We start from the raw sequence: 19,472 nt of genomic DNA on the forward strand, positions 1-19,472 counted from the left end.
GGATCCCTGCTTCATACGCGATCGTCTCCCTTCTCGGTAGCCTTGCGATGTGGACGTGCTCAGCGACGTGATCGCGGTGACGCGCACCGGGGTGCCGCGCGCCGCGCGAGTGCAGTGGCACGCACCATGGGGCCAGCGTTTCGCATCGGTGCCGGGAGCGGCCGGGTTCCAGATCGTTTTGCGAGGCTCCTGCTGGGTTCTTGGCGAGTCCGGACCGGATTCCGAGCCGTTCCAGGTCCAAGCCGGCGACGTCGTCTTCCTCCCGCAAGGCGGTGCCCACACTCTTGTCGACGACCTCGCCACGCCGGTCGACACCCCGCCCTGTGCACCCGGCGAACCCGGTGACTCTGGCGAACCCGGCGGATCCGCCGGTACCGCGACCGTCGACCCCACCGGGGCGGACGGCCCGGCCACCGTCGTTCTCTGCGGTGCCTACCGCCTTGATCCGGCGCGGAGCCACCCGCTCCTGCGCGAACTCCCCGCGACGATCCATCTCCCGGCCCGTGTTGAACTCCGCGCGATCGTCGACCTGCTCTCCGCAGAACTCGAACACCCGCGCCATGGCACCGACGCGGCAGTGTCTCCGCTGGTCGACCTCCTGCTGCTCTACATCCTCCGCGCCTGGTTTGACTCCGAGCCGGCACGCAATGCCGTCACCGGTTGGGCCGCGGCCCTCAACGACCCTCCGGTCGCGGCCGCGCTGCAAGCCATCCACCGTAACCCGACCGCGCCGTGGACGGTGGCCTCCCTCGCCGCCGAGGGCTCCCTCTCCCGGGCCCCCTTCGCGCGGCGCTTCACGGCGCTGGTCGGGCAGCCGCCGCTGACGTACCTCACCTGGTGGCGTATGACCACCGCCGCCGCTCGGCTCCGTGAGACCGATGATCCGCTCCGCACCGTGGCCGCCGCCGTTGGCTACACATCAGAGTTCGCATTCGCGACGGCGTTCAAGCGGGAGTTCGGGACCGCGCCGGGACGCTTCCGAGCTGTGCAACGGGCCGCTGCTCCGGCCGGACGCTGATCGCCGTGCTCAGGCCGGAAACCGGACCTCGATACCGAGTCCGCCCGTGGGCCGCGGCTCGGCCACGAGTTCTGCACCGTGCGCGTCAGCGATGGCCTTCACGATCGACAGGCCCAGTCCGAGACCGCCGTCCCGAGTGGACCGCGCCGCGCCGAGGCGCTGGAACGGTTGCAGCAGACGGCCGACGTCCTCGGCGGGGATGACCGGGCCGCTGTTGCCGACCGTCAGGACCGCGCAGCCGTCGCTGTCCCGGACCGACGTGCTGACGTGAACGAACCCGGACTCGGTGTTGTGCCGGAGTGCGTTGTCGACGAGGTTGACGACCAGCCGTTCGATGAGGCGTGGTTCGCCCGGGCAAGGCGCCGGGTGCAGCGCGAGATCGACCTGGAGCCCGCGGCGCCGGGCTTCCTCCATACGGGCCGCCGTCACCTGCCGCGCCACGGCGGCCAGGTCGAGCGGCAGCCGTCGCTCCAGGCCGACCTCGCTGCGGGCGAGCAGCAGCAAGGCGTCGATCAGGCGCTCCTGGCCGCGGTTGGCGACCAGCGCGCGTTCGTGCGTGTCGCGCAGTGATTCGACCGTGGCGTCGGGGTCGGACAGCGCGACCTGGATCAGGGTTCGTTGACGGGCCAGCGGCGTGCGCAGTTCGTGCGAGGCGTTGGCGACGAACTGCTTTTGCGCGCTGAAGGACTTCTCCAGCCGTTCCAGGAGCGCGTCGATGGTGTCGCCGAGGCGGCGGAGTTCGTCGTCGGGGCCGGCCAGCGCCAGGCGTTCGTGCAGATTGCTCGCGGAGATGTCCTGCGCGGTCTGGGCCATGACGCGCAGCGGACGCAGCACGCGGCCCGCGACCAGCCAGCCCAGAAGGACCGAGACGAAGACCATCGCGGTGAGGGCGATCGCCGACTGGACGGCCAGCTGGTTCAAGTCCACCGCCTGTTGCAGCTTGCGCATCGAGAGCAGGCCGATCGGGTGGCCGGGCGGCGCGGCGGCGTCGGAGCCGTCGGAGCCGTCGGGGAGGGCCGGGCCGGTTCCGCCAGTGGGACCGACGCCCTCGGAGTAGATCCGGTCGGACATGGCGTGGCGGACCAACAGGTAGGTGGCCGTCAGCAATCCCGCGCCGGAGACCAGGAACAAGGATCCGTACAACACCGTCAACCGCATGCGGATCGTCCGCATCGACAGTCGGTCGCGCAAGACCCGCGCGGTGAAGCGGCGTCCGAGCGTCATCGGCGGCCTCAGACCCGGTATCCGGAACGGGCCACGGTCTCGATCAGCGCCGGCGCGCCGAGCTTGGCCCGCAGCCGGCTGACGGTGATCTTCACGGCGTTGGTGAACGGGTCGGCGGCCTCGTCCCACGCACGTTCCAGCAACTCCTCCGCCGACACCGCGCGGCCGGCCGCGGCCACCAGGAGTTCCAGGACGCCGAACTCCTTCGGGGTCAGGTCCAGGCTCCGGCCGGACCGCCACGCCTCCCGGCGCGCGGTGTCGATCAGCAGGTCGCCGCGCCGCAGCACCGGCGGTACCGCCGGGTGGGCGCGGCGCGCCAGCGCGCAAATGCGCGCCACCAGCACCGGGAACTCGAACGGCTTGGCCAGGTAGTCGTCGGCGCCCAGGCCGAGGCCGTCCACGAGGTCGTCGGCCGACGCCGCGGCCGTGAGCATCAGGATCCGGCAGCGGCGGCCGGCCTCGACCAGTTCGGCGCACACGTCGTCGCCGTGCAGCTCCGGCAGGTCGCGGTCGAGCACGACCACGTCGTAGTCGGTGTCCAGCGCGCTTCGCAGGCCCGTGGCGCCGTCGTGGCACATGTCCACGGCCATCCGGGAGCGCCGGAGCCCGGCGGCGACCGCCCCGGCCAACTCTTCGTCGTCTTCGATCACCAGGACCCGCATGCCCCCAGGATGCCGCAGCCCGGGTTTCGGCGCGGTTTCGCCCGCTGCGATACCTGGGCGAAACCGCGCGGCGCGTAGACCGGAGCCATGGAAACCAACCATGATCCCGCCTCGATCGGAGGTGGCCGGTGTTCACCGTGACCTACCTGCGCCGCGAGCTGCGGCACCGGAAGAAGCAGGCGGTCTTCACCGCGCTCGGCCTGGCGGTCGCCATCGGTACGGTGGTCAGCGTCTCGGCGGCGTCCTCCGGGGCCGCCAAGGCGCAGACGTCCGTGCTGAAGGGCCTCTACGGCGTCGGGACGGACATCTCCGTCACGGTGCCGTGGTCCAAGGACACGGCCGGACCCGGACAGAAGCTCGCCCCCGCGGACGCCGCGCAGCATCTCGACTTCCTGGACAGCCCGTCCATGGGATTGCTGGACGCCGCGAAGATCCCGTCGATCGCGGCCCAGAAGGGAGTGGCGTCGGCGGCCGGCGCGCTGATCCTGCAGGACACGAAGATGGACCTGCCGCCGCAGCCCAAGCCGGGTGAACAGGGTCCGCCGATGACGCCGCCGAAGCAGGCCGCCGTCAGCGGTGTCGACACCTCCCGCACCTCGCCGGGGCCGTTGGCCACCGCGACGGTGTCCGCCGGACGTGCGCTGTCCGCGGCGGACGCCGACGCCGATGTCGCGGAGGTCAGCCGGAACTACGCCGCCGCCAACAGCCTCCAGCTCGGTGGGACCGTCACCGTAGGCGGTCACGCTTTCTCCATCGTCGGCCTCGTCGACGTCCCGCAGAACGGCAATCCGCGCGACGTCTACATCCCGCTCAGCCGCGCTCAGGCCCTGTCCAAGTTCACCGGCAAGGTCAACACCGTCTACATCGGCGCGACCAGCGCGGCCGACGTCGACACGGCCGCCGCCGCCATCAGAACCCTGCTGCCCGGGGCCACGGTGACCACCGCGTCCAGCCTGTCCAAGGCGGTCACCGGCTCGCTCGCCGACACCGCGAAGCTGGCCGACAACCTCGGGCGCTGGCTGTCGATCGCCGTCCTGGCGGTGGCCTTCGCGATGGCCAGCCTGTTGACCATCTCCTCGGTGTCCCGCCGAGTGCGCGAGTTCGGCACGCTCAAGGCCCTCGGCTGGCGCACCCGGCGCGTCACCCTGCAGATCATGGCCGAGTCCGTGGTCACCGGCGCCATCGGCGCGGCACTGGGCATCGGGCTGGGCTTCGCCGGCGCGGCGGTGATCACGGCCGTGGCGCCCGCGCTGAAGGCGGCCGTGGCGGCGTCCCCCGGCTCCGCGCCGGTCCAGGGCATGTCCATCCAAGGCGGACCCGGAGGGGGCGCACCGGTCACCCACAGCTTCGACGCGCCCGACAGCGTGCAGTCCGTGGTCGTGCACCTCGCCGCGTCGGTGTCGCCCGGCGCCGTCGCCCTGGCGGTCGGCCTGGCCCTCGCCGGCGCCCTGATCGCCGGCCTGTCCGGCGGCTGGCGCGCCGCCCGGATGCGGCCGGCCGAGGCGCTGGCCCGCGTGGAATAGGAGGAAAGACATGTATCGACTCACCGCGGTCACCAAGGACTATCAGACGAACGGCAAGCGAGTCAGTGCTCTGACCGACGTCAGTCTGACCATCGACGACGGCGAATGGCTGGCCGTCAAAGGCCCCACCGGCCAGGGCAAATCAACCCTGCTGCAACTCCTCGGCGGGCTCAGCCGCCCCACGTCCGGCTCGATCCTCGTGTCCGGCGAGGACCTCAGCCGCATGCCGGACACCCGTATCACCCGACTGCGCGCGGAGACCATCGGCTTCGTCTTCCAGTTCTTCAACCTCCTGCCGACGCTCACGGCTCAGGAGAACGTCGAAGCGGCCTTGGTACCGCTGGGGATCCGCTCGTCGGAGCGACGCCGCCGGGCAGCGGAGGCCCTGGACTCTGTCGGCCTGTCCGACCGCGCCACCCACCTGCCCTCCGAGCTCTCCGGCGGGCAACAGCAGCGCGTGGCCATCGCCCGCGCCCTGGTGAAGGAGCCGCGAGTCCTGCTCGCCGACGAACCGACCGGCAACCTCGACGAGGACACCGCCGCCGAGATCATCGACCTGCTCGAACAGCGCTGGCGGTCGCGGGGACTCACCGTCGTGCTGGTGACGCACGACAACGCGATCGCGCGGCGGGCGCAGCGGGTCGCGGTGATGCGGAGGGGACGCCTGACCATCGCGCCTTCGCAGACTTCCGCGCTGCCGGACGTGTTCGAGAGGGCGGGGTTCGGAGAGGCAGGGCTCAAAGCTCCGGAAACGCCGCCCGCACCTCGCTGAGCAACTCCGCTGTCCGTCCGTGTCCGAACGTGGCGCCGGCCGCCCACAACGCCTCCAACGCCCCGATCAACGGATCGCTCGCCCTGAGCGCCAGCAGCGCGGGGAAAGCGGCGGCCTGCTGCCGGAAGTTGTCGACGCGGCCGTCCATGGTCGTCACCACCGTGTTCGGAAGGCCGGGTTCGGACCACAGCCGGTCCCAGAGCACCCGATCCTCGATCGAAGGGAGCTGAAGCACTCCGCCGCCGTCCAGTCCGTCAAGCGCCTCGCTGATCCAGTCCACACGGTCCAGCCGCGCCTCACCCAGCGCCCGGCGTGCGATCCACCGCGCCACCCGCGCCTGCTCGTCGGCCCCGGCCGCGGCCAAGCTGTCGGCGAACTCGCCGTCGAGCCGGGCCCCGGCCGAAGCCTGGCCGGGCAGGGCTCGCACCCGGTCGCTGGGCAGGCGCCCGCCCCAGTTCCGTGTCTCCGCCTCAAGGAACCGCTGCTCCTGCTCCGCCCGCGCCGCCTCGGCCGCGACCCGTTCCGCCTCGGCCTTCTCCTCCGGAGTTGGCGGCGCGGGCTGCCGGAGGGCGTGGTCGTGCCAATAGGCCGCCGACTGGCTGGTCCGACGGACCACCGAGTCGGGTGCGGGCGGCGCGGGCCAGAACTGGAGCAGATAGCGGTCGATCACTGGGGGATCGTCGGAGAGAGCGAGAAGTTCGTGCTCCTTGGCTTCGTCCATCCCGCTCGCGCTGTACCGGACGCGGTAGTCGATGTCGGCCAGCTCCAGCTCCCACGCCGGTCCATCGCCCCAGGTGACCACCACTGTCCGGCCCAGCGGGTGGAACGGCGCCTCGACGACTTCCTCCCACTCCGCGCTCAGCGGCGGCTCGGCATCATGGAGTTCGACGGTGAACGGGACCCGACCGGTATGAGTCCCCGTGATCAGGAACAGGGCCCCGGGAATGGCCGCGCCCAACAGGCCGTTCTGCTGCCCGCCCATGGACTCCCACGCCTGGGGCTCGTCTCCGTGCTCGCTCTCCACATAGAGCTGGCCGTAGGCGATGGGCACCAAGTCCTGGATCAGGGTTCGCATTCACTATCTCCATACCACCGCCGCAGCAGCCGCTCGGTCTTCTCGTCGGCCGGGTACATGGTCTCCAGATTCAGCGGCGTGACCGTCGTGTCCGCGACGCTACAGAACGTCGCGATGACGCCGAAGAACCCCAGCACCACGCCGTCCCTCCACAACAGCGCCGGGACTGAGGGCATCCCCGTCACACCGACTGTTCCCGCCCCCGTTGCCGCCTCCACCTCATTGCCCCAACGCCTGCCTCGTGGCGCCGGATATCCCTCCACCTCGGCCAACAACGCGTCCAACCGCGGATTCGCAGCCGTCAACGCCATGTGCCGCAGCACGTCCACCAAATACCTTCTTACTTGGCCATAGTTGACCAAATGCGGCGCCAGGCCGTTCGGGTGCAACGTCAGCCGAAACACGTTCGGGTCGAGGGTCACCTCCGGATCGACCAGATCCGAGAACACCGCGAGGGCTGCGTTCTTCGCCACGACGGACCGGGTCGGATCGGTGACCATGGCCGGAAACGGCATGTGCTTGTCGAGCATCCGCTGCGTCACCTCCGGAGCCGCCGCCATCTCCGGGAGGTACCAGCTCCACTGGTCGATCTCCGGCGCGAACCCCGCCGCGACCAGCATCGTGTTGCGCTCGCGCCTCGGCAGCCCGAGATTCGCGGCCAGCAGGGCCACCATCTCCCGGCTCGGCCGGCTGCGGCCCGTCTCGATGAAGCTCAGGTGCCGCGTGGACACGCCGCTGCTGGAGGACAGCTCCAGCTGGCTGACGCGGCGCTCGCGCCGCAGCGTCCGCAACAGGAGGCCGAAGCCGCTCCCGCCCGCGACCGCCTCACTCCCCGTGTCGGTCATGGTGATCAGCGTAAATGCTGGTCTCGAACTGTGGCGCCTACTACGACGCCTGTTGACACGCCGGCCACTCCGTCGGCACCCGGCCCGCCGGACAGTCCGCCGAAATCGGCCTGAACGAACCGTTTTTCACGACGTGTGACGAGGTCGTGGCAAGAAGGGGGTCTCCCTATCTCCTATGCGGCGTAGTAGATTCCCTTTATGGACGATCCGGGAGGGATGCTTCCCGCGGCGGGGATCTATTGCTGTGTCCCCCACATCGACGACGACGACCAGAGCACCGTCGATCGCCGCGAGCAGCGTTGTCGGGAGTACGCGCGGGCGCACGCGATCGAGGTGGCCTCGGCGGCCGTGTTCGCGGACACGGCGCGCGCGGTGTGGAAGCCCGAGGGCGCGCGTCCCGGGTGGGACGCGCTGCTGGTGGCCGTCGAGCGCGGGCGGATCAAGGCTCTGATCATCGACAGCCCCGGTGCCCTGGTCCGGCAGCGGGCCGGTGATCTGGCCAAGCTGCTGAGCGCCGCCGATCGGCGGGGAGTCGAGTTGCACAGCGTCGGCGACGCGTGGAACCTGACGGACCCGAGCGACCGCGGCGCGCTGTTCGACCGCGCCTCGGCGGCCACCCGCTCGGCGCAGGCGGTGTCGCGAGCGTCCCGGGCCGCGCACCAGGACGCGGCGGCGGCCGGCCGGCCGCACGGCGGCGGCCGCCGCGCCTTCGGGTACGAGGCCGGGATGGGAGCGCTGATCCCCGCCGAGTCGAAGGTGGTCCGCGAGGTCTTCGCCCGGTTCCTGGAGGGCGAGACGCTGCGTGCCATCGCGTTGGATCTCAATGCCCGCGAGGTGCCGACGTCGCTGGGGTCCGCGTGGACCGTCGGCGGCGTGGCTCGGATTCTGGACGCACCGCGCTACGCGGGGATCCGCGTCTTCCGCGGGCAGGTGCGGGGCGAGGACGGCGAGTACCTGCAAGGGGCCTGGGAGCCCTGCGTCAGGGTCGAGGACTGGGAACGCGCGCACGCACTCCGCGCCGGCCGCGCTTCCGAGTTGGTATCCGTGTCGATGGCGGCCAACAGCGGCACCGGTATCAGTGCCCGCGCCAGCCTCGGCAGCGCCGTCCCGACCGCTGGCACCGAGGCCGTCCAGCGGCACGATTACCTGCTCACCGGTCTCGTCGAATGCCTGGCCTGCGGCCACAGCATGGTCGGTTCCATCGTCGGCGGATACCGCATGTACGCGTGCGCCTCGACCCGGGGCCAGCCTCCGGAGCAGTGCGCGCGGTCCATAGGGGCCGCATCTTTCGAGGGGCACGTGGAGCAGGACGCCGTCCGCATCCTCGAACACTGGGACGCCGCGCGGGCCGCGTCGCTGCCGATGGTCGGCCATCGCCGCTCCGACATCCTGGGGCCGCCCGGCGAGCCGGACGGTCCGGGAGAGTTCGTCGGCGACCGGGATCGCACTGTCCGCTCCGACCGTGCGGACCAGGCTCTCTACGACGCCTTGCACGCCGGCGTCGTGGTCCGCTCGGCTGCGGCGATCGACGGCATCGTCACGGGCCCGGGCGCCGGGCTGCACTGGTCCCGCGTCCCCTTGCGCCGCCGTGCTGATGTCCTGCGCTTCCTCTACACGGTGATCCGCGTCGGCCCCAAGACCACCAGTCGCGGCGTGTTCGACACCGGCCGCATCGCCCTGGTGCCGCATCCGCTGTAGCGGCGACGAGAAGGCCTGGCCCTCCCCGACGGGAGAGCCAGGCCCCTGTTTTTCTCCGTGCTACGGACTCAGCTCACGGTCAGCGAGTTGTCGTCCAGCACGAACGACGTCTGCAGCGAGCTGTCCTCGGTCCCGGTGAACTTGATCGTCACCGTCTTCCCGATGTACGACGCCAGGTTGTACGAGTGCACGGTGTACCCGCTGGCGGCGTTCAGGTTCGAGAAGGTCGCCAGCGTCCCGAGCACGGTGCCCGAGGAGTTCAGCACCTGCACCGTGAACTTGTCGTACGCGGTGCTGGTGGTGGTCTCGCTGGTGTCGACGTGCAGGAAGAACGACAGCGTCGCGCTGCTGCACGTGGCCGGGATGGTCACCGACTGCGAAGCGGTGTCGGTGTGGGTGGTGCCGTACCCGTCGAACCACGCGTCCCACGAGCCGCCGTGCGCCGGCTCCGAGGCCGAGTTGTTCAGGACGCCGCTGCTCAGCGTCCAGGGGGCCGCCGCCCCGGTCTCGAAGCCGCCGTTGCCGATCAGCTGCGCCGCGGTGCAGCCGCCGCCCCCGGAGGAGGTGATGGTGAAGGAGAAGGTGGTCGAGCCGCTGGCCGTGCCCGAGGACGCGGTCACCGTCACGCTGGAGGTCCCGGCGGTGGTCGGGGTACCGCTGATCAGGCCCGAGGAGCTGATCGACAGGCCGGCCGGCAGGCCGGTCGCCGAGTAGGTCAGCGCCTTGCCGGCCGAGTCGGTGGCGCTGATCTGCTTGGACACCGCGGTGCCGACCACACCGGACAGGCTGCCCGGGTTGGTGACGGTCACGGTCTCGCTGCTGGTGCCCCCGGAGGTGAAGGCGGTCAGGCCGTTGGGCGTGCCCAGGCCGGTCGGACCGTCGTAGCCGGCGGCGGCGGTGCAGAAGTAGGACGGCGAGCACGAGCCGTTGTTGCCGCTGGTGACGTCGTACAGGCTGCCGGTGTGCGCGTAGGGGTAGGACGCCGGGGTGTCCGAGGAGCCGGGGGTGCCGGCCAGCGCGTAGACCGAGGCGATGATCGGGGACGACGCCGAGGTGCCGCCGTAGACCGCCCAGCCGCTGCCGCCGTAGGTCTGGTAGACCGCGACGCCGGTGGCCGGGTCGGCGACCGCCGAGACGTCCGCGACCATGCGCTTGGTGCAGCCGGTGTCCTTCTGCCAGGTCGGCTTGGACACGTCGGAGGAGCAGCCGGAGCCGGCGCCCTCGGAGGAGGAGGTCTTCCACACCGACTCGGTCCAGCCGCGGGTGCTGGAGTTGCGGCTCAGCGAGGTGCCGCCGACCGCGGTGACGTACTGCGAGGACGCCGGGTACTCGGTGCCGGCGCTGTAGGCGCCGTCACCGGAGGAGGCGGTGATCGCCACGCCGGGGTGGTGGAAGTAGCTGGAGTCGGACGAGGACTCGGAGCCGTCCTCGCTGCCGCCGTAGCTGTTGGACACGAACTTCGCGCCCTGCGCCACGGCCTGGTTCACCGCGGTGCCCAGGTCGTTCATGTTCGCCGAGCTGGCCTCGACGAGCAGGATGTGGCAGCTCGGGCAGACGGCCGAGACCATGTCGACGTCCAGGGAGATCTCCCCGGCCCAGCCGGTGTCGGCGGCCGGGTAGCTGGTGCCGCCGTTCTGGTCGATCTTCCGGAAGCAGCCGTTGGCCGTGGTGCACGCCGGCAGGCCGTAGGTCGACCGGTAGGTCGCCAGGTCCGATTCGGCGTTCGGGTCGTCCTGCGCGTCGACGATCGCGACCGTCTGGCCCGAGCCGCCGGAGGACGGCAGGCTGTAGGCCGAGAGCAGGTCGGTGCGGCCGAAGCCGGACGGTGTCGCGTTCGGCGACAGCGCCAGGCCGGTGTTCGGCAGCTTGTCGGTGCGGCGCAGCGCCAGGCAGGCCGCGTGGTGCGGGGCGACGTGCTGGTCGCAGACGTTGACGGCGGGCACCTGGGACGTGCTCGCTGTGCTGACGCCGCTCGCGGCGGCCGACTGCGCCGCCGGGACCGGTGCCGCCGGGACCGGTGCCGCCGAGGCCGGCGCCGCCGAGCCCAGGGTCACCAGGGCGAGGACGCCGACCAGCGCGGAGCCGGTGCGCAGCAGGACCCGGCGGGTTCTGCCGGATGGCAGGTGGGACACGGAGTCTCCTGTCGTTGTGGGACGATTGGGACCGTGCGGTTTTCGCGCGCGACCGCCCCCGGCCCGCTTTTCGGGCAGGGGTCGACACGGAACGCACGCGGATTTCACCCCGGGCCGCTAAGACGGCCAGTACTAAGGTGGGCAGTACTACTGCGGGGTTGGGTACATCGCGGACCGTAACAACGCCCTGAAACACGGTCAAGGGCGTTGCGCGGGTCAAGGGCAGGACAAGGGAGACCCTAGCCGGAGCCGGGGGAGGTGCGGGGCGGCAATTGTGCCGTCCCGTTCGAGCCGGCCATCTACTCGTCGGTAACCCGGGCGTAACCCGCCGGGGTCGGCGCCGCCTTGACAGTTCGAGCCCTGCGATCGATGGTGTGGACCACATCGCACCGGGCCGCATGTCAGGGAGCGTCAATTGCGCGCACGCCTCAGAGGTCTCAGACTGCTCGCCGCCGTGGTGGTCCTCGTCGCCGGGGCCGTCGCCCCGGGCGCGGCCGCCGCCACCGCGACCGGAACTGCCGCGACCGGAACTGCCGCGACCGGAACTGCCGCGACCGGCACCCCCCTTCAGGTCTACGGGGCATGGCACTGCTCCAACGACGCCTGCCTGTGGGGCTCGGTCCGAAACATGGCCGACTTCGACACCAACAACCACTGGCTCATCGACCGCGGGGACGGGCATCCGTCGGTCAACGTCGTCGTCCTCAGCTTCGTCAATCCCCTGAAGCTGTTGAACGGCACCAACGACTCCGGCGACACCAACGGCGTCCCGAACGGCATGACTCCGGCCGTGGTGAACTACTTCACCAGCCACGGAGTGCGCGTGATGCTGTCGATCGGCGGCATCACCTACGTGTCCGCCTGGGATTCGGCCCTGAGTCAGAACGGCACGCTGCTCGGCCAGAAGGCGGCCGCGCTCGCCGGTCAACTAGGGGTCGGAATGGAGATCGACTATGAGAACAGCTCCAATCCCAACCTGACCGGACTTCAGAGCTTCGTCAGCGCCTACCGCGCCGCGCATCCGTACGACGCCACCGGCGCCGACCCGACGGCGCGCCTGACGATCGACGTGGCGGCCGGCGACCGCTGGCTGGTGGGGCTGGACCAGTACGCGACGGCGAACTGGCTGCGGACCGACAGCCCGGTGCTCGACTACGCGAACGCGATGGTGCCGAGCAAGCAGCCGAACGCGAGCTCGGCGGAGTCGAACTGGCAGGAGCACCTGGCGGGCAAACCGCAGTACAGCCCGCCGATTCCGCCGCTGGCGCCGGCGAAGTTCACCGGGAGCCTCTACATCGCCGAGGGCGGTTCGGTGCGGCCCGAGTGCACGAACTTCGGCGCGTCGGTGCAGAACGCGGCGGGCGGTTGGGTCCAGTCGGCGGCGCCCGACGGCGCCGGGACCACGGCCGGGATGCTGGGATTCATGTTCTGGGCCGCCGAGAAGCCCGCCACCAAGGGCGTGACGACCGACCCGCCGAACACGTGTCAGGGCGGGGTGGGCGTGGGCGCGTCGACGTTCAACGTGCCGATCCCGATGCCGGCGTTGCGGCAGAGCTGATGCGGCGGCGTTGACGGGTTCTGATCCCGGTTGGTGAGTGCGGTCCCGTCCTCGGGCGGGGCCGCACTCACGCGCGGCGGGCCGAGGCTCCGCCGTCCGCGGCGTGCTTGCTGCGCCACGTGCTTTTCTTCGCCTGGTTGCCGCAGCGGTCCATGGAGCACCAGCGGCGGGTCCCCGGCCGCGAGGTGTCGAGGAACCAGGCGCCGCAGTTCGGGCCGGCGCAGTCGCGGACCCGGGACAGCAGCGGTGAGGTCGCCAGGTCCAGGGCGTCGCGGGCGATCAGGGCCAGGAGCGCGGCGACGGGGTCGTCGGCGGAGTGGGTCACGGTGCCGTCGGCGTCGAGCACCGGGTGCGGGGTCGGCGCGGCGGCGACCTGGTTGAGCAGGGCCCTGGCTTCGGGCGGACAGTCGGCGGCCCCGGTGGTCCGGGCCGCTTTGAGCAGCGTGTGGACGGCTTCGCGCGTTCGGCGCGCGGCGAGCACCGTGCGGGGCGGCGGCACTGGGACGGCCGCGCCGGGGGAGTACGGGCCCAGCTGCGCGACCCACGCGCCGAGGGCCTCGGCGGTGTCGAGCTCCTCGACCTCGTCCGCCGATCCCCGCCATCGCAAAGTCCTGATGAAGTCGAGGCAGACGCGGCCGGAGCCGGTGCGGAAATCGGTGCGGAGGTCGGTGCGGGGGTCGGGAGCGCTCACCCGGCGAGTCTAACCCGGAACCGGTTTGACTGGTGTACGGTGATGGAACCAGTTGAACCGGTTCCTTCAGGGGGGATCTTGCTGACCCGTCCGTTGCTGTTCCTGCTGTCCTTGGCCTGCGGCGTGGCCGTCGCCAACATCTACTTCCCGCAGGCCATCAGCCCGCTGATAGCGAGCGGCCTGGGAGTGGGCAAGTCCTCCGCCGCCCTGGTCACCACCTGCTCCCAGGTCGGCTACGCGGCCGGGATCTTCCTGCTCGTGCCGCTCGGCGACCGCCTCCGCCACCGCCGGCTGGTCCCGACCCTGCTGCTGCTCACCGCCGGCGCCCTGGCCCTGGCCGGCGCGGCGACGGCGCTGCCGCTGCTGGCCGCGGCCAGCGTCCTGATCGGCCTGACCACGGTCGTGCCGCAGATCCTGATCCCGATGGCCGCCGGCCTGGCCGAGCCCGAGCGGCGCGGCGAGGTCACCGGCACCCTGCTGTCCGGCCTGATCGGCGGGATCCTGCTGGCTCGGACGTTCTCCGGCGTCCTCGGCGCCTGGCTCGGCTGGCGCGCGCCGTACCTGATCGCCGCCGCCGTGGCCCTCGCGCTGTCGGCGGCGACGGCCGCCTTCCTGCCGCCGACGGCCCCGAGCACCGGCGAGCGGTATCCGGCGCTGCTCGCGACCTCGGTCCGGCTGTTCCGCTCGGAGCCGCTGCTGCGCCGGTCCTGCGGCTACCAGGTGCTGGCGTTCGCCGGGTTCAGCGCGGCGTGGACCGCGATCGCGCTGCACGTCACCGGTCCGCGCTACCACCTGGGCACGCCGGCGGTCGGGATCCTGGCGCTGGTCGGCGCCGGGAGCATGGTCGCGACCCGGCGCGCGGGCCGGGTCGCCGACCGGCTCGGGCCGGACGTCGTGAACCGGCGCGCGATGGTCGGGGTCCTGGCGGCGGCGGCCGTTCTGCTGATCGGCACCGCCGGAGGCGTGGTCGGGCTGATCGGCCTCGGCGTCGGCATGCTCGGACTGGACGTCGCGGTGCAGTCCGGCCAGGTGGCCAACCAGGCGCGGATCTTCGCGCTGCGCCCGGAGATGCGCGCGCGGCTGAACACGGCCTACATGACCTGTGCGTTCCTCGGTGGGAGCGCGGGCTCGTGGCTCGGGGTGCGAGCCTATTCGGCCTTCGGCTGGAACGGCGTCTGCGGTGCGGTCGCTGTGCTCGGTGCCGTGGCGCTGGCCGCTATCGCCTTGCCGTCTGCTGCTGGCGGCCCCGCGCGCCTGCGCCGTACGAGCTGAGGTCGCACAGGAAGCCCAGGATCACGAGGAACCAGCCGAAGCCGGTGACGCCGCGCACCGGGGCGTAGACGAGCACGTACAACAAGGTCGTGAAGGGCAGGAAGACCAGGCCGGCGAGCGGGGCGAGCCAGCCGTGGTGGAACGCGACGGCCACGCGGTCGGTGAACAGCCACGTGAACAGGAGGGCGAGCCGGGGGAACGCTGATCCGAACAGCGCCAGCAGGCAGCCGCAGCCCATTGTCGTTCCCCGCTCTCGTGATGGTGTGGAATGGGTGTTTCGACACCTTTCTTCCACAAGATCGTCAGTTCACACATGTGATCCCGTTGTCCATGGCGATGCCGGGAGGCGGGGACGGCTGCGCCGGGGACGCGGTCGCGGAGGGGTCGTCCGGGTTCGCGCCGGGGTCGGCCGGCGGGACGTAGTCGGCGCCGATGCGGACCACCACGTGGCCGGCGGCGGTGCGGGCCGACGGCGCCGGGAGCGCGGCGACGCCCAGCTTCTCCGCGAGCTGGTCGGCGGCCTTGGCCGCGCCCTTGCCGTACAGGATGGTGGTGTGGTTCTGGGCCGCCCAGCCGCCGGTCTTGTCCACCGGCCAGCCCGCGGCGGCCAGCAGGTCGGCGACCGACGTCGCCATGCCGCGGGTGGGCGTGGCGTTGTAGACGTCGACGACGGTGTGCGGGGCGGCGGAGTTCGCGGACGGGGTCGGGGGCGCCGGCACCAACAACGCGATTCCGGTGGCGTGCGGTGCGGTCGGCGTTCCGGGATCGCGATCGGTGTTCGAGGGCGAAGGCGAAGGTGAGGGTGAAGGGGAAGACGCCCCGTCCGTCGGTCCCGTCCCCGGTCCGTCCCCGTTCGGGTCCAGGGCGTCGCGCGGATCGGTCTGCACGTCCCCGAACGCCGAGGTCACGATCCGCCGGATCTGCCACGGGTTCACCGTGTTGACCGACCCGTCCCCGGGCAGCACCGGCTGCCCGGTGATCGGCAGCTCCCGGAAGTCGGCGTTGCCGGCGGTCAGGTTCTGCGCGCGGGTGGCGAAGTCCAGCACGTCCCAGGCGTCGTCGATGACCAGGTCCTTCTTCACCACGTCGAACAGGTCCCGCATCCGGCCCAGGTCGCCGATCACGCCGTCGTCGCGCAGCTTGTGCATGACCGAGGACAGGAACGCCTGCTGCCGCCGGTTCCGGTCGAAGTCGCCGCGCAGCAGGTGGAAGCGCTGGCGGACGAACTGGAGCGCGGTCGGGGCGTCGAGCTGGGAGTAGCCGGCCGGCAGCTTCAGGCCGGTGCCGGCGCCGTCCTCGATCGGGTCGTCGACCGGGTGGTTCAGGCACACCTCGATCGGCCCCACGGCCTTGGCGATGTCGTAGAAGCCCAGCAGGTTGATCTCCGCCAGGTGGTCCACGTGCTCGCCGGTGAGCAGCTGCACCGCGCGGATCGTGGACTCCCGGCCGACCTCCCGGCTGACCTTCTCGATCTGCGCCTTGTCGGACATCCCGGAGTCCTTCAGCCGCTGCTCGGCGATGCCCTTGGCCCGGCCGTAGGCCTCCTTGATCTTGTGCATGCCCAGGTCCGGGATCTCGCCGACGCTGGAGTCGCCGCCGGGCTCCTCGACGTAGTCGTCGCGCGCGATGGAGAACGAGGTCACCCGGCCGCCGTCGGCGGGGATGTGCATCAGGATCAGGACGTTGGTGTTGTAGCCGCCGATCTCCGAGGACCCGGCGTGCAGCTCCTGCTCCACGAAGTCGGTCGGCAGGTCGTTGCCGTCCATGTCCTTGCGCGAGTCCAGGCCGATCAGCAACAGGTTGACCGAGCCGTCCAGGTGCGGGGCGACGTAGCCCTTCTCGCCGGAGCGGATCGCGTTGATCGCGTCGGAGGTCAGCAGGCCGGAGGTCAGGTTGTGGTACGCCGCCCAGGTCGCGCCGCTGACCAGCAGCGCCACCGCCGAGGCCGAGCCGAGCAGGGCGCGGGCGGCGACGGTGGCGCGGCCGGCGCGGGGCGGGACCGGCCGGCCTCCGCCGGGGTCGGCCCCGCCCTGGGGACGCCGGTAGCGGAGCTCGTCCTGCGCCCGCGGATAGGCCGGCGGATGCGGATAGGACGGCGCATGCGGGGCGAGGTCGTAAGGGGGCTGAAGACGCGGGCTGCGCGGCGGGCTGCCGGCCGTACGCCTGCCGCCCTGGCCGGCCTGGCCGCTTTTGCCGGCGACGCCGCTCTTGCCGCTGCCGCCGTTCCTGCTGCTCCTGCTGCTCTTGCTGTTCCTGCCATTGCTACCGCCGCGGTCGCCGTCCTTCCGTCCGCGGCCGCTCCCGGACTTGCTCTCAGGCACCGACCGACCCCCGGCGTCCCGTGGTCCGCCGGACCACCGCGACCAGCGCGGCGGCGGCGAGCGCCAGCGCCATGGCGGGGAAGGCGTCGATCATGCCGTGCACGACCGCCACCGCCTGCTTCGTGCCGTCCCCCGAGGTGTCCAGCAGCTCCCGGCCCACGCTCACCGTCCAGATCGCCAACGGCGCCGCGGGCAGCACCCACCACAGCCCGGCCGGCCGGACCCGCACCGCCGCGAAGGCCGCGGCCGCGACGCACAGCAGCACGAACGCCGCACCGCCGAGGAACACCCCGATCAACGGGGCGAGCAGCAGCAGCGCGAGGACGTGCGCCGCCGGAGTGGGAGGCTTCGGCCGTCCGCGCCGGGCCGGCGCGCGGCGGCCGGTGTCCTGGGTGCCGGGGGTGTGTGGCATGAGCCACATCTTCACATCCTGGGCAGCGGTGTGGGGATAAGGGCGAGAAGTGTCTGATGCCGGATTCATCAGCTCATGGGATGATCCATCGACTCCCGGGGACCATCACGAAGACAGGTGCTGGCACCCCTGTTTCGGCGCCCGCTTCCCGGGAGCCTGGAAGGCATGACAGCCATGGAAGACGCCCTGCGTCTGGAATCGGTGAGCAAGACCTACGGCGAGCGCGTGCGCGTCACCGCCCTGGACGACGTGAGCCTGGCGCTGCCCTACGGCACCTTCACCGCCGTGATGGGGCCCTCCGGCTCCGGCAAGAGCACCCTGCTGAACACCGCCTCCGGCCTGGAGCCGGCCGACAGCGGCCGGATCCTGGTCGGCGGGCAGCAGCTCGACACCTCCGACGAGACCGCCGCGACCCGTTTCCGCCGGGGCCGCATCGGCTTCGTGTTCCAGGCCTTCAACCTGCTGCCGACCCTGACCGTGTGGCAGAACGTCCTGCTGCCGGCCCGGATCGCCGGGAGCCCGGTCGCCAAGCGCCACACCCGCGAGGTGCTCGACCGCGTCGGCCTCGGCGACCGGCTGGACCACCGCCCGGCCGAGCTGTCCGGCGGCGAGCAGCAGCGGGTGGCCATCGCCCGCGCCATCGTCACCCGCCCGGCGCTGCTGTTCGCCGACGAGCCCACCGGCGCCCTGGACTCCGCTCGCGCCGCCGAGGTGCTGACGCTGCTCGGGGAATCGGTGCGGGAGTTCGGGCAGACCGTGGTGATGGTGACCCACGACCCGGTCGCCGCCGCCTACGCCGACCGGGTCCTGTTCCTGGCCGACGGCCGGATCGTCGACGAGCTGCAGGCCCCCGAGGCGGCCGGCGTCGCCGCCCGGATGGCCGCGTTCCGGCCCCGCAAGGCGGTGGCCTGACATGCGGACCGTCACCTTCAGCACCCTGCGGCGCACCCCGGCGATGTTCCTCGCCTCGTTCCTGAACCTCTTCCTCGGCGGTGCCATCCTCACCGGCTTCGCCTCCCTCTACGAGACCGGCGCCGCCGCCGGCGTCTCCTCCGCCGACCGCAAGAGCATGCAGACCATGGCCCTGGTCATCGGCGGCTGGGGCGCGCTCATCATCGCCTTCGGCACCGCCGCCACGCTGACCCTGGCGGTGCGCCAGCGGGAACGGCAGATCGCCCTGCTCAAGGCGGCCGGCGCGCTGCCCGGCCAGATCCGCCGCATGGTCCTGGCCGAGACCGTGACGCTGCTGGTGGTCTCGGCGGTCCCGGCCACCCCGGCCGGGATGCTCCTGGGCCGGACCGTGCTGGCCGCGCTGAAGTCCAGCCACCAGGTCGCCGACGGCGTCGCCTACCGCTTCGGCGCCCTGGCCCTGGGCATCGGGTTCGGCGACATCGTGGTCGCCGCGCTGATCGCCGCCTACGCGGCCGGCCGCCGCGCCGCCAAACAGAGCACCGCCGCCTCCCTGGTGGCCTCGGCCATCGACGATCGCGGCCTCGGCCGCAAGCGCCTGATCTGGGCCGCCGTGCTGCTGATCCTCGGCGGCAACGCCGCGGCGATGGTCGCGACCATGATGAAGGACGGCGGCTACGAGACCATGTCCGTGGCCGGCCAGGCCTGCATCCTCACCGCCCTCGGGCTCGCCGTGCTGGCGCCTTGGCTGATCCGCGCCACCGCCGCCGTGCTCGGCCCGCTCATGCGCGGCACCGGCGGCTACCTCGCCGCGGCCGAGCTGCGGCAGCACTCGCGCCAGGCGGCCGGGATCCTGATGCCCGTCATCCTGTTCGTCGCGCTCGCCAACGGCGCGCTGTACGAGCAGTTCATCCAGGACGACGCCACCCGCGCCGCGCACCTGACCCAGTCCGCCGACGACAAGGGCGTGCAGACCCTGAGCTTCCTCGTGACCGGCATGATCGCGTTGTTCGCCGTGGTCGTCGTCGCCAACGTGGCCGTGGCCGGCACCCTGCACCGGCGCCGCGAGTTCGGACAGCGCCGGCTCATCGGCGACACCCCGGGGGACGTGCGGCGCTCGCTGCTCTGGGAGTCGCTCGCGGTGCTGGCGGCCGGACTGGTGTTCGGCACGATCGCGGCCCTGGCCGGCGTCCTGCCGTTCAACTACGCCCGGACCGGCGGCTGGCTGCCGGAGCAGGGCATCGGGGTGTTCCTCGGGGTGACGGCCGTGATCGTCGTCGTGACCCTGGGGGCCTGCCTGGGCGCGGGCCGCAAGGCGCTGCGGACTCCGGCGCTTGCCGCGTTGGGCGGATAGGTACCG

At 71.8% G+C, this 19,472-nt stretch carries 17 protein-coding genes; 8 read left to right on the forward strand and 9 right to left on the reverse strand.

All coding sequences use genetic code 11. The annotated features are described in order from the left end of the window. Window positions 1–49 precede the first annotated feature (49 nt). Entirely contained in the window at window positions 50–1,018 is a 969-nt protein-coding gene (locus tag ABD481_RS34200) for an AraC family transcriptional regulator (protein ID WP_344669976.1), read from the forward strand. Window positions 1,019–1,027: 9 nt separating this feature from the next. Here the strand turns inward: ABD481_RS34200 and ABD481_RS34205 are convergent, their stop codons facing one another. Both ABD481_RS34205 and ABD481_RS34210 read right to left on the reverse strand, forming a co-directional pair. Next, entirely contained in the window at window positions 1,028–2,242 is a 1,215-nt protein-coding gene (locus ABD481_RS34205) for a sensor histidine kinase (RefSeq protein ID WP_344669977.1), read from the reverse strand. Window positions 2,243–2,250: 8 nt separating this feature from the next. Next, complete coding sequence (locus tag ABD481_RS34210) at window positions 2,251–2,904, reverse strand: response regulator transcription factor (protein ID WP_344669978.1); 654 nt, start codon at window positions 2,902–2,904, stop codon at window positions 2,251–2,253. Window positions 2,905–3,032: 128 nt separating this feature from the next. Here ABD481_RS34210 and ABD481_RS34215 point away from each other — a divergent pair, with 128 nt between their 5' ends. Together ABD481_RS34215 and ABD481_RS34220 are read left to right on the forward strand one after the other, a co-directional pair. After that, the gene (locus tag ABD481_RS34215; protein WP_344669979.1) at window positions 3,033–4,427 is read left to right on the forward strand and encodes an ABC transporter permease; all 1,395 of its coding nucleotides are present in this window, start codon (window positions 3,033–3,035) and stop codon (window positions 4,425–4,427) included. Between the two features lie 10 nt (window positions 4,428–4,437). Next, entirely contained in the window at window positions 4,438–5,199 is a 762-nt protein-coding gene (locus tag ABD481_RS34220) for an ABC transporter ATP-binding protein (RefSeq protein WP_344669980.1), read from the forward strand. On the opposite strand, the gene ABD481_RS34225 is transcribed toward ABD481_RS34220, so the two are convergent. After that, window positions 5,165–6,274, reverse strand: coding sequence for a hypothetical protein (locus tag ABD481_RS34225; RefSeq protein WP_344669981.1), 1,110 nt, complete (start codon window positions 6,272–6,274; stop codon window positions 5,165–5,167). The two genes, ABD481_RS34220 and ABD481_RS34225, sit on opposite strands and share 35 nt — an antisense overlap. Continuing rightward, window positions 6,262–7,119: a helix-turn-helix transcriptional regulator gene (locus tag ABD481_RS34230; RefSeq protein WP_344669982.1), complete on the reverse strand. Its 858-nt coding sequence runs from the start codon at window positions 7,117–7,119 to the stop codon at window positions 6,262–6,264. Before ABD481_RS34230 ends, ABD481_RS34225 begins: the two co-directional genes overlap by 13 nt. Window positions 7,120–7,317: 198 nt before the next feature. On the opposite strand from ABD481_RS34230, the gene ABD481_RS34235 reads away from it, so the two are divergent. Continuing rightward, complete coding sequence (locus tag ABD481_RS34235; RefSeq protein ID WP_344669983.1) at window positions 7,318–8,817, forward strand: recombinase family protein; 1,500 nt, start codon at window positions 7,318–7,320, stop codon at window positions 8,815–8,817. Window positions 8,818–8,885: 68 nt separating this feature from the next. Here the strand turns inward: ABD481_RS34235 and ABD481_RS34240 are convergent, their stop codons facing one another. Continuing rightward, the gene (locus ABD481_RS34240) at window positions 8,886–10,949 is read right to left on the reverse strand and encodes a putative Ig domain-containing protein (protein WP_425559361.1); all 2,064 of its coding nucleotides are present in this window, start codon (window positions 10,947–10,949) and stop codon (window positions 8,886–8,888) included. A 415-nt stretch (window positions 10,950–11,364) separates the two neighbouring features. On the opposite strand from ABD481_RS34240, the gene ABD481_RS34245 reads away from it, so the two are divergent. After that, window positions 11,365–12,507 (forward strand): glycoside hydrolase family 18 protein, encoded by a 1,143-nt coding sequence (locus tag ABD481_RS34245; protein ID WP_344669984.1) that lies wholly within the window; start codon window positions 11,365–11,367, stop codon window positions 12,505–12,507. A gap of 67 nt (window positions 12,508–12,574) precedes the next feature. Here ABD481_RS34245 and ABD481_RS34250 read toward each other — a convergent pair whose 3' ends face one another. Next, window positions 12,575–13,198, reverse strand: a complete 624-nt coding sequence (locus ABD481_RS34250; protein WP_344669985.1) for a CGNR zinc finger domain-containing protein — start codon at window positions 13,196–13,198, stop codon at window positions 12,575–12,577. A gap of 42 nt (window positions 13,199–13,240) precedes the next feature. Between ABD481_RS34250 and ABD481_RS34255 the strand changes: the two genes are divergently transcribed. Next, the gene (locus ABD481_RS34255) at window positions 13,241–14,470 is read left to right on the forward strand and encodes an MFS transporter (protein WP_344669986.1); all 1,230 of its coding nucleotides are present in this window, start codon (window positions 13,241–13,243) and stop codon (window positions 14,468–14,470) included. On the opposite strand, the gene ABD481_RS34260 is transcribed toward ABD481_RS34255, so the two are convergent. From ABD481_RS34260 to ABD481_RS34270, 3 genes are all read right to left on the reverse strand, one after another. Then, window positions 14,415–14,708 carry a hypothetical protein gene (locus ABD481_RS34260; RefSeq protein ID WP_344669987.1) on the reverse strand — a complete coding sequence of 98 codons (294 nt, stop codon included), beginning with the start codon at window positions 14,706–14,708 and terminating at the stop codon, window positions 14,415–14,417. The genes ABD481_RS34255 and ABD481_RS34260 overlap by 56 nt on opposite strands. Before the next feature lie 64 nt (window positions 14,709–14,772). Then, entirely contained in the window at window positions 14,773–16,791 is a 2,019-nt protein-coding gene (locus tag ABD481_RS34265; protein WP_344669988.1) for an LCP family protein, read from the reverse strand. Then, window positions 16,784–17,203 (reverse strand): DUF6542 domain-containing protein, encoded by a 420-nt coding sequence (locus tag ABD481_RS34270; protein ID WP_344669989.1) that lies wholly within the window; start codon window positions 17,201–17,203, stop codon window positions 16,784–16,786. The genes ABD481_RS34265 and ABD481_RS34270 overlap by 8 nt, the downstream gene beginning before the upstream one ends. Before the next feature lie 174 nt (window positions 17,204–17,377). Here ABD481_RS34270 and ABD481_RS34275 point away from each other — a divergent pair, with 174 nt between their 5' ends. Further along, window positions 17,378–18,115, forward strand: a complete 738-nt coding sequence (locus ABD481_RS34275; protein WP_344670026.1) for an ABC transporter ATP-binding protein — start codon at window positions 17,378–17,380, stop codon at window positions 18,113–18,115. A 1-nt stretch (window position 18,116) separates the two neighbouring features. Further along, window positions 18,117–19,466, forward strand: a complete 1,350-nt coding sequence (locus ABD481_RS34280) for an FtsX-like permease family protein (protein ID WP_344669990.1) — start codon at window positions 18,117–18,119, stop codon at window positions 19,464–19,466. Window positions 19,467–19,472: the final 6 nt, after the last annotated feature.

The organism is Catenulispora yoronensis, from assembly GCF_039531695.1.
Lineage (GTDB): Bacteria > Actinomycetota > Actinomycetes > Streptomycetales > Catenulisporaceae > Catenulispora > Catenulispora yoronensis.